General features: G+C 43.0%; 10 protein-coding genes. 5 read left to right on the top strand and 5 right to left on the bottom strand.

The genetic code is table 11. The features are described 5' to 3' along the window. Window positions 1–238: 238 nt before the first annotated feature. From csrD to L2703_RS09045, 5 genes are all read right to left on the bottom strand, one after another. Window positions 239–2,152: an RNase E specificity factor CsrD gene (csrD, locus tag L2703_RS09065; RefSeq protein ID WP_248970781.1), complete on the bottom strand. Its 1,914-nt coding sequence runs from the start codon at window positions 2,150–2,152 to the stop codon at window positions 239–241. A gap of 233 nt (window positions 2,153–2,385) precedes the next feature. Next, window positions 2,386–3,633 carry a malic enzyme-like NAD(P)-binding protein gene (locus tag L2703_RS09060; protein WP_248970780.1) on the bottom strand — a complete coding sequence of 416 codons (1,248 nt, stop codon included), beginning with the start codon at window positions 3,631–3,633 and terminating at the stop codon, window positions 2,386–2,388. A 428-nt stretch (window positions 3,634–4,061) separates the two neighbouring features. Next, entirely contained in the window at window positions 4,062–4,274 is a 213-nt protein-coding gene (rpmE, locus tag L2703_RS09055; RefSeq protein ID WP_188925992.1) for a 50S ribosomal protein L31, read from the bottom strand. 151 nt (window positions 4,275–4,425) lie between these two features. Next, the gene (locus tag L2703_RS09050; protein WP_248970779.1) at window positions 4,426–5,646 is read right to left on the bottom strand and encodes a FimV/HubP family polar landmark protein; all 1,221 of its coding nucleotides are present in this window, start codon (window positions 5,644–5,646) and stop codon (window positions 4,426–4,428) included. Between the two features lie 232 nt (window positions 5,647–5,878). Further along, complete coding sequence (locus L2703_RS09045; protein WP_248970778.1) at window positions 5,879–6,652, bottom strand: FimV/HubP family polar landmark protein; 774 nt, start codon at window positions 6,650–6,652, stop codon at window positions 5,879–5,881. A gap of 99 nt (window positions 6,653–6,751) precedes the next feature. On the opposite strand from L2703_RS09045, the gene priA reads away from it, so the two are divergent. The 5 genes from priA (at window position 6,752) to hslU (ending at window position 13,521) form a co-directional block, all read left to right on the top strand. Beyond that, on the top strand, window positions 6,752–8,947 hold the full coding sequence (gene priA, locus L2703_RS09040; RefSeq protein ID WP_248970777.1) for a primosomal protein N': 2,196 nt from the start codon (window positions 6,752–6,754) through the stop codon (window positions 8,945–8,947). Window positions 8,948–9,127: 180 nt separating this feature from the next. After that, on the top strand, window positions 9,128–10,873 hold the full coding sequence (gene argS, locus L2703_RS09035) for an arginine--tRNA ligase (protein WP_248970776.1): 1,746 nt from the start codon (window positions 9,128–9,130) through the stop codon (window positions 10,871–10,873). A gap of 2 nt (window positions 10,874–10,875) precedes the next feature. Beyond that, window positions 10,876–11,487, top strand: a complete 612-nt coding sequence (locus L2703_RS09030; protein WP_248970775.1) for an SPOR domain-containing protein — start codon at window positions 10,876–10,878, stop codon at window positions 11,485–11,487. A 158-nt stretch (window positions 11,488–11,645) separates the two neighbouring features. Continuing rightward, window positions 11,646–12,170 (top strand): ATP-dependent protease subunit HslV, encoded by a 525-nt coding sequence (hslV, locus tag L2703_RS09025; RefSeq protein WP_248970774.1) that lies wholly within the window; start codon window positions 11,646–11,648, stop codon window positions 12,168–12,170. A 25-nt stretch (window positions 12,171–12,195) separates the two neighbouring features. Beyond that, entirely contained in the window at window positions 12,196–13,521 is a 1,326-nt protein-coding gene (gene hslU / locus L2703_RS09020; protein WP_248970773.1) for an ATP-dependent protease ATPase subunit HslU, read from the top strand. The last annotated feature ends 129 nt before the right edge of the window (window positions 13,522–13,650 follow it).

The following is a 13,650-nucleotide window of genomic DNA, read 5'->3' as shown; positions in this document are numbered from 1 at the left end:
CTCACTAAGATAATAATTATTCTAGGTTATTGGTTTACTATACGATGAAAAACTGAATAAAACCGATTTTACCCCAAAATGTTTACCGATAACGATGACTAAAGCAACTGGCCACAACACTACTGAGATTTAGCCTAGCCAGCAATACTAATGTTTTCATTTTGTTACAACAATATCAATATAGCATACTTAATGTAAAACCTAGAACCAAAGTTTGGTTATTAAGCACTTGATGTTTTTATGAAGCACTGCCAGTTATTTGGTCTAAATACTCACCTTGGGCCGCACTCACACCCAAAATTTTCAATGTTTGCCACTCCTCAAAACATTCAACCCCCTCTGCAATAACCTTCACTTCAGCTCGGTAAAGCCCGCCGATTAAACTGCGTATAAAAAGTTGATTTTCTGAGCGCTGATGCACCTGTCTCACAATCGAGCGGTGTAACTTTACTAAATCAAAATGATGCTCTTGAATATAATGGGTTCCAACAACATGTTGACCAACATGATCGACGGCCAATTTAGCACCCATTTTTTTTAGCATATCGAGCGCTTTTACGAGGGCAGGGTTAGCTTGATGCTTCACCACAATGTCTTCAGACACTTCAAAAATCAGTCTGGCTGCCAAAGGGCGATGCTCCAGTAAGGTTGATTGTATCCAACGAATAAAGGCACGACTGACCAGGGTATCTAAACTCAAATTAATACAATACGTGGCATGATTGTTCACCATTAAACCAAACAATACCTGCTCTAATATTTGGCGTTCGATTTGTGGCATTAAGCCGCATTTATTCGCCATAGGAATAAACAGCGTTGCCCGCACATCATTGCCTTGGTTATCACGTGCTCGGCTAAACACTTCGTAATGTAAGATATTGTTGTCGCTATCCACTACCGCTTGTTGCAAGGTGAAAAATCGCTTAGACACAAGCGCATTTTCAAGAAAACTACGCCAACGAACTGACCCCTTGGCAATCTCTTCATCAACAGCGCCTTTATCATACATAAACCAGTTATTTACACGTTGGAGCTGCGCCGCGCGTAGGGCCATTTCAGCCTCTTCAATAAGCTGAACTTGTAAATCGCCAGCTTTAAAAAACGCACTCCCTAAATGCAAAAAGTTGTCAGGATTACCTAACCCATAAAAAGGTAACGCAAGGCAGGTTTTGAGCACCCTTTGTGCTAACTGATCGGCTTCGGCCAGCGATAATTGAGGAATGACAATAACAAGTTGTTGATAGCTTCGACGGGCAAAAATACTCCCCTCGTACTGCGCTAAAATCGTGGTAATGGCCTCAGTGGTTAGGGTAAACATGGCTTTTAGTCCACTTTCGCCTAATGCCTCTTCCACTAAATCCATGTCGTCAAATTCAATTAACATTAACACACCGTGAGCAATCATTTTTTGATTATGACTTAATGCATCAAGGCGGTTTTGAAAAAAAATGCTATTGCCGATTTGCGTTTGTTTATCCAAAAACGTGTCTTTGCGAATAAACTGATCTAATCGACCGCGCTCTTTATGGGCATCATCTAAGTCTGCTAAAAGCTTGGTTATCGCCCGATTAATCATTCTTGGCTTACCGTTTGTGGGGACTTGCGCAGCTTGCACTAAATCCCCTTCTAAAATAAGCTTACTGCGCAGCGCAAGTTGTTCAATTCCATCAAGCTCACGCGAATACCAGGCATAGCCAAAACGTACAAAAAAACCTATCGCAACAAAACCGATAACTAAAATACCTAACTCAGACCAGCCAAGATGATTAACCGTTAACGGTGGCGGCATGATTAACAAGATCTGCTGGCCATTTTCAAGTTTACTTTGATACCGAGTTAAACGGCTGTTGGTAACATAATGCTCATTGGGGTGATATTCATATATGACGTTATCGCCCTGACTTAAGGTAAAATGAACGGCACCATAAGCAGACAACACAGGTGGCAACCAAGTTGAAAGCGGGCTGCTTTGCTGCAGCTTACCCTGTTCAACCAACATGGTTTCGAGTTGAGTGACTTTTTGCTGCTGAAATACATAAGTAAGCTGTATAACGCTAATAAAAGCACACAGAAGAAAAACAAAGGCAACTGCGGCAAGAGAAAGTAACCAAAAGCTGGTTATTTTTTTTGTAAGGATTTTGGTGAGTTTCATTTATCCGCTGTCCTGCTGGATTTATTTTTATTTGGACTAACTCATTTTAACCAGTATAGCGATTGCGTGTTATAAGTTCACTCTTCGTTTTCGTCAAATAACAATAAGGGGCTTACGCCCCTAATGTAATCGTCTATTTATGTGGTATAACGCACCTTAAAGCCTCTGCCTTATAGAAATGACCAATAATTCGCTGCCAAAATAACGTTGAAAGTTCAAAAAACTCTAACCCTTTAGATCTTATAGTCACTTGGCAGTGTTGAAATCTTAGCCACTCCAGAATCTATCGCAGCTTGCGATACCGCACGAGCAACAATTGGAAGCAATCGTGGATCCATAGGTTTAGGAAGCACATATTCGGCACCAAAACTCAGAGATGTCACTTTAGGATACGCAGCTAACACTTCTGCTGGTACAGGTTCTTTGGCCAAATTAGCTATCGCATACACTGCGGCTAGCTTCATCTCATCATTTATCACTGAGGCGCGCACATCTAATGCCCCTCTAAAAATAAACGGGAAGCACAATACGTTATTCACTTGGTTAGGGTAGTCACTGCGTCCTGTGCCCATAATGACATCCTGACGGATGGCATGCGCTAATTCTGGCTTGATTTCAGGGTCGGGGTTTGAACACGCAAAAATCACCGGATTAGGTGCCATCAAGGCAATATCGTCTGCGGTGAGTAAATCAGCACCAGATAACCCTAAAAAGACATCGGCATCTTTGATGACATCTTGCAAAGTGCGCTTATCGGTATTGTTGGCAAATAACGCTTTATACTCGTTTAAGTCGTCTCGACGCGTATGGATCACTCCTTGCCTGTCTAGCATGTATACGTTCTCACGAAGTGCTCCGCATTTAACAATCATGCTCATACAAGCAATCGCTGCTGCACCGGCGCCTAAACAAACAAATATCGCATCATCAATTTTTTTACCCTGAATGTCTAACGCATTTAACATCCCTGCTGCAGTCACAATAGCCGTGCCATGTTGGTCGTCGTGAAAAACTGGAATATTACAGCGTTTAATCAACTCTTGTTCTATTTCAAAACATTCTGGGGCTTTTATATCTTCTAAATTAATGCCACCAAAGGTATCTGCAATCGACTCTACCGTATTAATAAAATCTTCAGTGGTACGGTGTTTCACTTCTATGTCTATAGAGTCAATATTGGCAAAACGTTTAAATAAAAGAGACTTACCTTCCATTACCGGCTTTGATGCTAACGGACCTAAGTTACCTAACCCCAAAATAGCAGTGCCGTTAGAAATAACCGCAACCGTGTTACCTTTATTTGTGTAGCGATAAGCATTTTCAGGATTAGAGGCAATCTCTCTCACTGGCTCAGCAACACCTGGGCTGTAAGCAAGAGCAAGGTCGTGACTAGATTGAGCAGGCTTAGTTAAGCACACAGCCGTTTTGCCTGGTACGGGGAATTCATGATAATCGAGTGCTTGTTGGCGAATATCTGACATTGTTTACATCCTGAAATGCGCTATTAAATAAAAATAATGGTGAGCACCTCAACCCAATTAAGTCTGCTAACCATCGAAAGTGTTGTAACGATACGCTATTACAGTGTTGATAGAAATGAAAAACTCAGTGATAGGATGAGTTGCCCCGTCAAAACCGGGCTAGGTTTTGTTAGTAGAACTAAATGAACATGAATATAAATAAATCAAAGAGTTATATTTGTAGGAAAATAACAAGATTTAAAGGAATAAACCGTTTATAGCTGCCTTTTTTGTTATTTATTTTGCTTAAATAACAATATAAGCACTTTTAGGCTTTTTTACATTGTTTACCACTAAAAAATAAGTTTCCATTACAGCATAATGTCAACATGCAATACTAAAAACAAAAAAGGCGCCCAAGGCGCCTTTTGAAGTCAATTGCGTTGCAATTACTTCTTACCAAGCATACCAAAACGCTTGTTGAACTTGTCGATACGACCACCAGTGTCAACCACTTTCTGAGTACCAGTGTAGAATGGGTGACATGCACCACATACGTCTAAGTGTAAGTCTTTACCAACGGTAGAGTTTACTTTAATAACGTTACCACAAGTACAAGTTGCAGTGATTTCAGCGTAGTTTGGGTGAATACCAGTTTTCATTTGGAGTACCTTAAATTGAAGGCCATGTCGCTATCACAACCCGAAGTTGGACACCACATGAAGTTAATAACAATATGTTTTAGGCGCGAGATAATACAGCGTCTCACAAACACAAACAAGTAGAATTTATGCTCACTTGCGTATCAATCAATTACGAACGCCTTTGTTTACGCTCAAGAGCTTCATAAGTTAGCTTATCTTTAACGGCATCTTGGTATTGTTGTAATACCTTTTGCGATGGGCAACTTAATTGGCTCTCAGCCATTAACAGATAAATTTTGTGTTTAAAAAACGCATCAGGATTCGATTCGTAAATCGCTAACATTGCGCCATAAACATTGGTATTAAGTTGCTGATGATTGCGAACAGCAACCCGCCACAAACTATCTTCAGCCTGTTTATCTATGGCACATTGATATACCTTGTTTTGAGCAAGCTCGCTAACCACTGTTGTTTGTGTCGCATCTTCAAACGACTTAATCGAACTTTCAACAACCTCTGTTACGCTTTTTTCTGGCGCCACGGTTGCAAGGTGCTCGATCTGTACTGGTTGTAACGAGGCATCTGGTACATAAGGCTTAGGTTGGGGTGCCACATAATTGGGGTTTTGCTGGCTGGCCACTAAATTGTCGAACGTAACTCTATCAGCATCAACATTTTGATAATTCACTAACACATCGGCAGACGGACAACGTAAAGAGCTCTCTAGTTGCAGCATGCTGATTTTGCCTTGATAAAATGCTTGTGGATTAGCCTCATACAAAGCAAGCATCGCACCGTAAATATTAGACCCCCACTTTTTGCGGTATCTAACCGCTATTTTCCACAAAGAGTCATTGGGCTGTTTAATAATATTACACCCTTCCAACAGTTCTTGAGTGCTTGCCAATTGCGGCGCATTGGCAACTATTGTTGTTAGTGCGGGACGAGGTGCTGGGTTATAGGTTGGTGCTGAAGTCGGTGACTTCATTTTTTTTATCGCAACCGGTTGGTGGCTGCTAATCTGTAAAGGTTGATTAAACAATGGCACAGGAGAATATTGCTGCCATTTGGCATTACGATATTCAGAGACAATTAACGCAGAGTCAGGATCGCGCAATACTTCTTTGCCAGACAAAATAAACACATCTTCACCCTGGCGCTCTACATTTAATTTTTCTAACACAATATTGTCTTGGTAAATCTGACGTAAATAAAAAGTCAGCCGAGATAAATCATGATGTTCTGTCACAACATTAACCGTTAATGTGGGCTTTTGACCTAGCTCAAATGCGGCGGCATCAATACTAATATGACTGACTTCTGCAAATAACGCTGGCACGTACCCCACAGCGAAAAATGCCATTATGGCTAACAACTTTACGCCTTTCATCAAATCAATCCTTTACTCAAAATCGCCCTCAAAGCAGCGCTAAATAACGCTGTAAATTTCGTCAATACCGTCTTTATTGTTGTTTATCATTACTGCGATGATATTGTTGAATTATTTTATTTATAACGAAGCAACTATATAAACTAACATTCTTTGCTGCAACCAATTACTGATATACATGAGTAATTACTCAACACTTTGTTTAACCCTGTCACAGTTAAGCAATTAACGGCTATTTTGCAGCATGTTTTGCTTCAATCACTTCAAAAACGCGTTTATCTACCGCTTTATTATCATATTGAGCCAACACTTCTGTAGATGGGCACACTAAAACGGCATCTTTTAATAACAAATGAATTTTTTGCTGTGAAAAAGCCAACATATTGGTTTCAAATATTGCCAGCATAGCCCCATATACACTGGTATTCCAATCATCTTTATAACGATCAGCAATACGCCATAATGTGTCTGAATTATCCTTCACAATTTGACAGTCGTTTGGCCTGCTTGGCGCTAATAAAGCAACCTTGGCAGGTGTATCGTCAACCGCTGTGGCAGACGTAACAGACGGTTGAGCATGCTGCTCATCGTTAACCACTCGCGTATTTGCCACTGCTGCGACCTGAGTATTGGCTAACGCGGCGCTGTTAAATGACAGCGGCGCTTCAAATAATGCCAACACAGCTAAAATGCGCTCACTTTTTTTATCGTTTTGTGTAATCACGAGCTGAGCATGGTTATCTGTTACCTTCGATTTACCCGAAAGTTGCGCCAAAAATCGATTAATCGGTTGAATCGTTAACGCTTGTTGCTGTACGACTCCGTCTACTTTTTGTCTAAGGTAAAAGCGCAGCGATGACCAATCATCATTTTGCATCACTAGATTCATTTTTAACAAAGGTGGCTGATCCAGTGCTGACTGCCTGCTATTAATACTGACATGATGAACTTGCGCAAACACAGGTTGAGCATTTCCCCATAAACCTGTAATGATAAATAAGACCATAATAAGTCTTTTACACATAACACTTGCCCTATCTCTTTGATGACACTTAGAGGTAAACTGATCCGCAATCGCTAACAGAATCGAAAAATGTGAAACCTTATGCCCGTGTTTGTTGAAGTCGCTTTACCTGTCCCATTACGTCAAAACTTTAGTTATCGCGTGAAGGACGAGCTGCAAACAACACTGCAAATTGGGTTGCGCGTTAAAGTCCCTTTTGGGCGCCAACAACTCGTTGGATTAATCACCGCAATCAGCGACACATGCAACTTAGCACCGCAGCAGATAAAATCCGTGACAGCAGTGCTAGATGATGCCCCATTACTGCCCGACTCGCTATATAAATTAACCATTTGGGCCGCGAGATATTATTTTAGCTCGCAAGGTCAAATGCTCAGCCAAGCGCTTCCTGTTGCCTTACGTAAGGGGCTAGATGCCACGCCCCAAACCCTGGTGGAATATCACTTAACCGAACAAGGTCGCCAAGCCGATGCTAGCGTGCTTAAACGTGCCCCAGCACAAAAAAAACTCTTCGAATTATTACTAAGCCAGCCGCTTACTCAGGATGAATTTACCAACCAAGCATTAAGTAAATCGGCACTTAATGCGTTACAAGAAAAGCAATGGGTGGAGCAAAAAAACAGGCCAGTTAGTCACAATGTAAGCTGGCGCCAGCAATTAGTGATGAACGAGTCGCCCCACAAGTTAAACAAACAACAAGCGGTTGCCGTATCAGTGCTCACCCAACAGCAAGGGTTTCATTGCACCTTACTTGAAGGTATCACAGGCTCAGGTAAAACCGAGGTTTATTTAACCTTGCTCGAAACCATTTTAAAACAAGGCAAACAAGCGCTAATTTTAGTGCCAGAAATCGGCTTAACCCCACAAACCATCAATCGTTTTAAGCGCCGATTTGCCGTCACCGTTGCGGTTATTCACTCAGGGCTAACCGACAACCAACGTCTTGAAGCATGGCGACAAGCACGCGTTGGCGAAGCGGCAATTATTATCGGCACGCGCTCTGCCCTGTTTACTCCAATGGCATTTCCTGGCCTTATCATTTTAGACGAAGAACACGACAGCAGCTTTAAACAACAAGAAGGAGTGCGTTACCACGCCCGAGATCTCGCCGTAATGCGCGGTCATTTAGAAGACATACAAGTAGTACTCGGCTCGGCAACCCCTTCACTTGAAACCTTACAAAATGCATTATCGGGACGATATCATCACCTTGAGTTAAGTGAACGCGCTGGTGTGGCACAAAAAGTCAAGCAAGGCATCATCGATATTACCTCGCAACCATTAAAAGCTGGCATGTCGGCCTCATTAATTAACGAAATGCGTATGCACCTTGATGCGGGCAACCAGGTATTATTGTTTTTAAATCGCCGTGGCTTTGCCCCTGCCTTACTGTGCCACGAATGCGGCCATTTACATGAATGCGATCGCTGCGATGCCTTTTTTACCGTGCATCAAGGTTTAAACGAAATTTGCTGCCATCACTGCGGTAATCAATATGCCATCCCCAAACAATGCCACCAATGTGGCAGTACAATGTTAATGGGACACGGTTTAGGTACAGAACAACTTGAACAAGAATTGGTTAAGTTATTCCCCAACCATCCTGTTGTGCGTATTGACCGCGACACCACACGCCGAAAGGGCTCCCTTGAACAACAATTACAAGGGATCTATATGGGTAAATATAAAATTTTAGTGGGCACTCAAATGTTGGCTAAAGGGCATCATTTTCCTGATGTGACCCTAGTGGGCTTACTCGATGTCGACGGCGCGCTATTTAGTGCTGACTTTCGAGCCCCTGAACGATTTGGCCAACTCTACACGCAAGTGTCTGGCCGTGCCGGGCGAGCCGACAAACCCGGTAAAGTGCTACTGCAAACCCACCAAAGTGACAACCCTATTTTGCGTGATTTACTGCAACGGGGATACGGCGAATTTGCCCGCAGCCAGTTAACTGAGCGCCAACAGGCATTATTGCCCCCTGCATGGCACATGGTGTTAATTCGCGCAGAAGCCCATTTAGCCCAAGACGCAGATGCATTTTTAGCTCAAATAAGCCAACTTATCCCACAAAGTAACGACCTTGAAGTCATCGGCCCAATTCCAGCGCCCTTAGACCGTAAAGCCGGCAAATATCGACGCCAATTAATGCTGCAAGCCAAGAGTCGGCATCACTTGCAGAGCGTATTTGAACATGTATTGACTCAAATTGAACAATTACCCGAAGGGAAACGCTGCCGCTGGACAATCGATAGAGATCCTCAAGATTTAATGTAATTGACCGCATTCAAACGCCATAACCTCTGTCATAAACTTCGATTAAATTGTTATTCAAGTTGAATTAGACAAAAAAACCAATATTTCCGCTAAAGCAGATAGCAATTTAACCCCATAAACGGCTAAAATACGCGGTTCCGTCATGTCATTCATTTAACGAATTAGTGCAAGCAAACGCCCATGAAATCACATATTGAATCTTTACTAGAACAAACCCTCGAATCTTTTAAACAGCAAGGTATTGTGCCAGCTGATTTTCAAGCACGCATTCAGGTCGATCGCACTAAAGATAAAAGTCATGGTGACTTGGCGACTAACCTTGCAATGATGCTGACCAAAGTGGCCCAAAAGAACCCTCGCGAATTAGCCCAATTGATTATCGACACCCTACCCGCGTCATCTCATGTTGCTAAAGTTGAAATCGCCGGCCCAGGTTTTATTAACTTCTTTATTGACGACAATGCGCTAGCTAACCAGCTGCAACAAGCATTACACGATGACCACTTAGGCGTGACCTTACCGGCTAAGCAAACTATCGTTGTCGATTATTCATCGCCAAACTTAGCCAAAGAAATGCACGTTGGCCACTTACGTTCAACCATAATCGGTGACAGCGTTGTACGTGCACTAGAGTTTTTAGGACACAAGGTTATCCGTCAAAACCACGTTGGCGACTGGGGTACACAATTTGGTATGTTATTGGCGTACATGGAAGAGTTACGCAAAGCCAATGGCGAACAAGCCAAAATGGAATTGTCTGACCTAGAAAGCTTTTACCGTGCAGCCAAAGTGCGTTTTGACGAGTCAACTGAATTTGCCACTCGCGCACGTCAGTTAGTCGTAGCCTTACAATCGGGCGATGAATACTGTAATAAACTGTGGCGTGAGTTTAACGACATCTCGCTTAGCCACTGTCATGAGGTATACCAACGTCTTGGTGTTAGCCTAACCCGCGCCGATGTGCACGGCGAAAGTGCTTATAACGCCGATCTTGCTCAGGTAGTTAACGATTTAGACGCCCAAGGGTTATTAAGCGAGAGTAATGGCGCCAAAGTGGTCTTTCAGGAAGAGTTTCGCACCAAAGAAGGCGAACCCTTACCGGTTATTATTCAAAAGGCCGATGGCGGTTACCTGTATGCCACATCAGACTTAGCCGCCATGCGTTATCGCTCAAACGTACTGAAAGCCGATCGCGCAATGTACTTTGTTGATCTTCGCCAAGCGCTGCACTTTCAGCAAGTATTTAGCCTTGCCAAATTAGCAAAATTTGTTAACCCAAACATGTCTTTAGAGCACACTGGGTTTGGCACCATGAACGGCGAAGATGGCCGTCCATTTAAAACTCGCTCTGGCGGCGTCGTTAAGTTAGTCGACTTACTCGACGAAGCTAACGTGCGCGCACTAGAACTTGTTCGCAGCAAAAACCCTGACATGGACCAAGACACACTCACTGAAATTGCTCGCGTCGTCGGTATCAGCGCAGTTAAATACGCTGATTTATCGAAAAACCGCACTAGCGATTACATTTTCAGTTTTGAGCAAATGTTAAGCTTTGAAGGTAACACAGCGCCATACCTGTTATATGCTTACACCCGTGTGGCGGGTATTTTTAAACGTGCAGAAGACATCGATTTAAGCCAGGCAAAAATCGTCCTTGAGCACGAAAAAGAAAAAGATCTTGGCACTAAATTAGCGCAGTTCGGTGAAGTCTTAACCCGCATGACCGAAAAAGGTTTGCCGCATGTGCTATGCGGTTACTTATACGAACTTGCCAGTGAGTTCTCAAGCTTCTACGAGGCCTGCCCAGTATTAGCCGCTGACACAGAAACACAAAAACAGAGCCGTTTACTGTTATCGCAATTAACCGCTAAAACATTAAAAACAGGCTTGTCACTGCTTGGCATTGAAACATTAGAGCGGATGTAATCATGAGTCGCGACTACGCAAACCGCAAACCCAGAGCAAGTAAACCTCGTAAAAGCCGTGCACCACAGCGTAAAAAAGCGCCTGCGCACAACTTTCCCTATTTGCCTGTATTTGTCGTGCTCGCCCTTGTTTTTGGCTTTGGTTACTTTTTATGGTCGATAAACGGCAGCTCAGAAACCCAAGTGACAGAGCCTGTGCAGCAACCGAAAAAGAAAACCGTACAGGCTGAAGCTGCTGTACCAAAAACTGAACCTAAAAAGGTGGCTAAACCAGATCCAAATGCCTTACCACCCATGCCCCAAGAAGAATGGACCTACCTTGAAGAGTTAGAAAACAAGGAAGTGGAAATTGACCTACCGGCAACAGGCGTGGTGTCTAGTGGAATTTATCAAATGCAGTGCGGCTCGTTTAGACAAGAATCGCAAGCAAATGAAATGAAAGCCCGCATTGCCTTTCAAGGTATGGAAGCACAAGTGCGCCGCAGTGAAGGGGCGAACGGTATTTGGTATCGCGTAGTACTAGGCCCTTTCCAGAGCAAACGCGAAGCTGAAACCAATCGTCATAAAATGCAAAAATCAGGTATAAATACCTGCCAAATTTGGTTATGGCAATAACGCTAGCCAAACGATAAACACAGCAAACCTTGATCAGCCCTGTTCACGCAAACAGGGCTTTTTTTATGGTGTCCTTGATATCTTTTATTTAGACCCCATATCATTGCTAAGCATGAATCAACAATGACATTCGTTGGCGCATTAAAAGAGGATTTTCCGTGACTACTATCGTATCTGTACGCCGCAATAACCAAGTTGTCATCGCAGGTGATGGCCAAGTATCTTTAGGCAATACCGTCATGAAAGGCAACGCGCGCAAAGTGCGTCGTTTGTATCATAATAAGGTATTAGCCGGTTTTGCAGGCGGTACTGCCGATGCATTTACTCTTTTTGAGCGCTTTGAAGCCAAGCTCGAAATGCATCAAGGCCACTTATTAAAGTCAGCAGTTGAACTCGCCAAAGACTGGCGTACCGACAGAATGCTGCGCAAGCTTGAAGCCATGCTTGTGGTTGCCGACGCTGAAGCCTCACTCATTATTACCGGTAACGGCGATGTAGTGCAGCCTGAACACGACCTTATTGCAATAGGCTCAGGTGGCAACTATGCCCAGGCCTCAGCACTTGCACTTTTACAAAATACCGAATTAAGCGCCCTGGAGATTGCTGAAAAGTCGCTCACCATTGCTGGCGACATTTGCGTATTTACCAACCAATTCAAAACTATCGAAAAGTTAGACTACTAACTCGAGCGTTAATAAAGGAACAGTTATGTCTGAAATGACTCCACGTGAAATTGTTCACGAACTAGATTCGCATATCATCGGTCAAAAAAATGCCAAACGCTCAGTCGCTGTCGCGCTTCGTAACCGCTGGCGCAGAATGCAGCTTGAACCTACATTACGTCACGAAGTCACCCCAAAAAACATCTTAATGATTGGGCCAACCGGTGTCGGTAAAACCGAAATAGCCCGCCGCCTCGCCAAACTAGCAAACGCGCCGTTCATTAAAGTAGAAGCCACAAAATTTACCGAAGTAGGTTATGTTGGTAAAGAAGTGGAACAAATCATTCGTGATTTAACCGACTCAGCGGTAAAAATGACCCGCGAACTGCAAATGAAAAAATGCCGTCACCGCGCAGAAGAAATGGCTGAAGAACGTATTTTAGATGCGCTATTGCCTAAACCCAAAGATGATTGGGACACCGACAAGAAAGATGATTCCAATACCCGTCAGGTGTTTAGGAAAAAGTTGCGCGAAGGCCAATTAGACGACAAAGAAATCGAAATCGATGTTGCTGCGCCGCAAATTGGGGTTGAAATCATGGCCCCACCAGGCATGGAAGAAATGACCAACCAGCTACAAGGTTTATTCCAAAATCTTGGTCAAAGCACCTCAAAACGCAAAAAACTTAAAATTAAAGATGCCTATAAACAGCTCGTTGAAGATGAAGCGGCAAAACTGGTTAATCAAGAAGATTTAAAAGAACAAGCGATTGAACTTGTTGAACAAAATGGCATTGTATTTTTAGACGAAATAGACAAAATTTGTAAACGCGGTGAAAGCTCTGGCCCAGATGTGTCGCGTGAAGGTGTGCAACGAGATTTACTGCCGTTAGTTGAAGGCTGTACCGTAACCACCAAACACGGCATGGTTAAAACAGACCACATTTTGTTTATTGCATCTGGGGCTTTCCAGATGTCAAAGCCATCTGACTTAATACCCGAGTTGCAAGGGCGTTTACCTATTCGTGTTGAATTAGACGCATTAACAGCCAACGACTTTAAACGTATTCTCACTGAGCCAAATGCCTCATTAACAGAGCAAATTATTGCGCTAATGGGTACCGAAGGTGTCACAATAGAGTTTACAGAATCAGGTATTGAGCGCATTGCAGAAGCCGCATGGCAAGTTAACGAACGGACCGAAAACATCGGTGCTCGCCGTTTACACACAGTAATGGAAAAACTGATGGAAGAAATCTCGTATGATGCTTCTGAAAAGTCAGGCTCAACCTTCGTGATTGACGCTAAATACGTTGACGATCATCTTGATACGCTAGTACAAGATGAAGATTTAAGCCGCTTTATTTTATAAGCGCGTTACATTTAATCGCCTTTATCTCACTGTTAATTAAAGGCGATAATAAACGTTTCTAAACACTGCGATATCACAAATACTGGTAACAACAATAGGATTAACAGCAAAATTGCGTATGATAATAAG

Source organism: Shewanella basaltis, from assembly GCF_023283885.1.
Classification (GTDB): domain Bacteria; phylum Pseudomonadota; class Gammaproteobacteria; order Enterobacterales; family Shewanellaceae; genus Shewanella; species Shewanella basaltis.
Note: the sequence above shows the minus strand (reverse complement) of the source record. Positions and strands in the feature narration are given on the sequence as shown.

What these genes read in the sequence shown, in the direction of transcription:
- csrD (WP_248970781.1), bottom strand. Translation starts at nt 2,152, where the DNA reads ATGAAACTCACCAAAATCCTTACAAAAAAAATAACCAGCTTTTGGTTA.
- L2703_RS09050 (WP_248970779.1), bottom strand. Translation starts at nt 5,646, where the DNA reads ATGAAAGGCGTAAAGTTGTTAGCCATAATGGCATTTTTCGCTGTGGGG.
- argS (WP_248970776.1), top strand. Translation starts at nt 9,128, where the DNA reads ATGAAATCACATATTGAATCTTTACTAGAACAAACCCTCGAATCTTTT.
- L2703_RS09030 (WP_248970775.1), top strand. Translation starts at nt 10,876, where the DNA reads ATGAGTCGCGACTACGCAAACCGCAAACCCAGAGCAAGTAAACCTCGT.
- rpmE (WP_188925992.1), bottom strand. Translation starts at nt 4,274, where the DNA reads ATGAAAACTGGTATTCACCCAAACTACGCTGAAATCACTGCAACTTGT.
- hslU (WP_248970773.1), top strand. Translation starts at nt 12,196, where the DNA reads ATGTCTGAAATGACTCCACGTGAAATTGTTCACGAACTAGATTCGCAT.
- L2703_RS09045 (WP_248970778.1), bottom strand. Translation starts at nt 6,652, where the DNA reads ATGGTCTTATTTATCATTACAGGTTTATGGGGAAATGCTCAACCTGTG.
- priA (WP_248970777.1), top strand. Translation starts at nt 6,752, where the DNA reads ATGCCCGTGTTTGTTGAAGTCGCTTTACCTGTCCCATTACGTCAAAAC.
- L2703_RS09060 (WP_248970780.1), bottom strand. Translation starts at nt 3,633, where the DNA reads ATGTCAGATATTCGCCAACAAGCACTCGATTATCATGAATTCCCCGTA.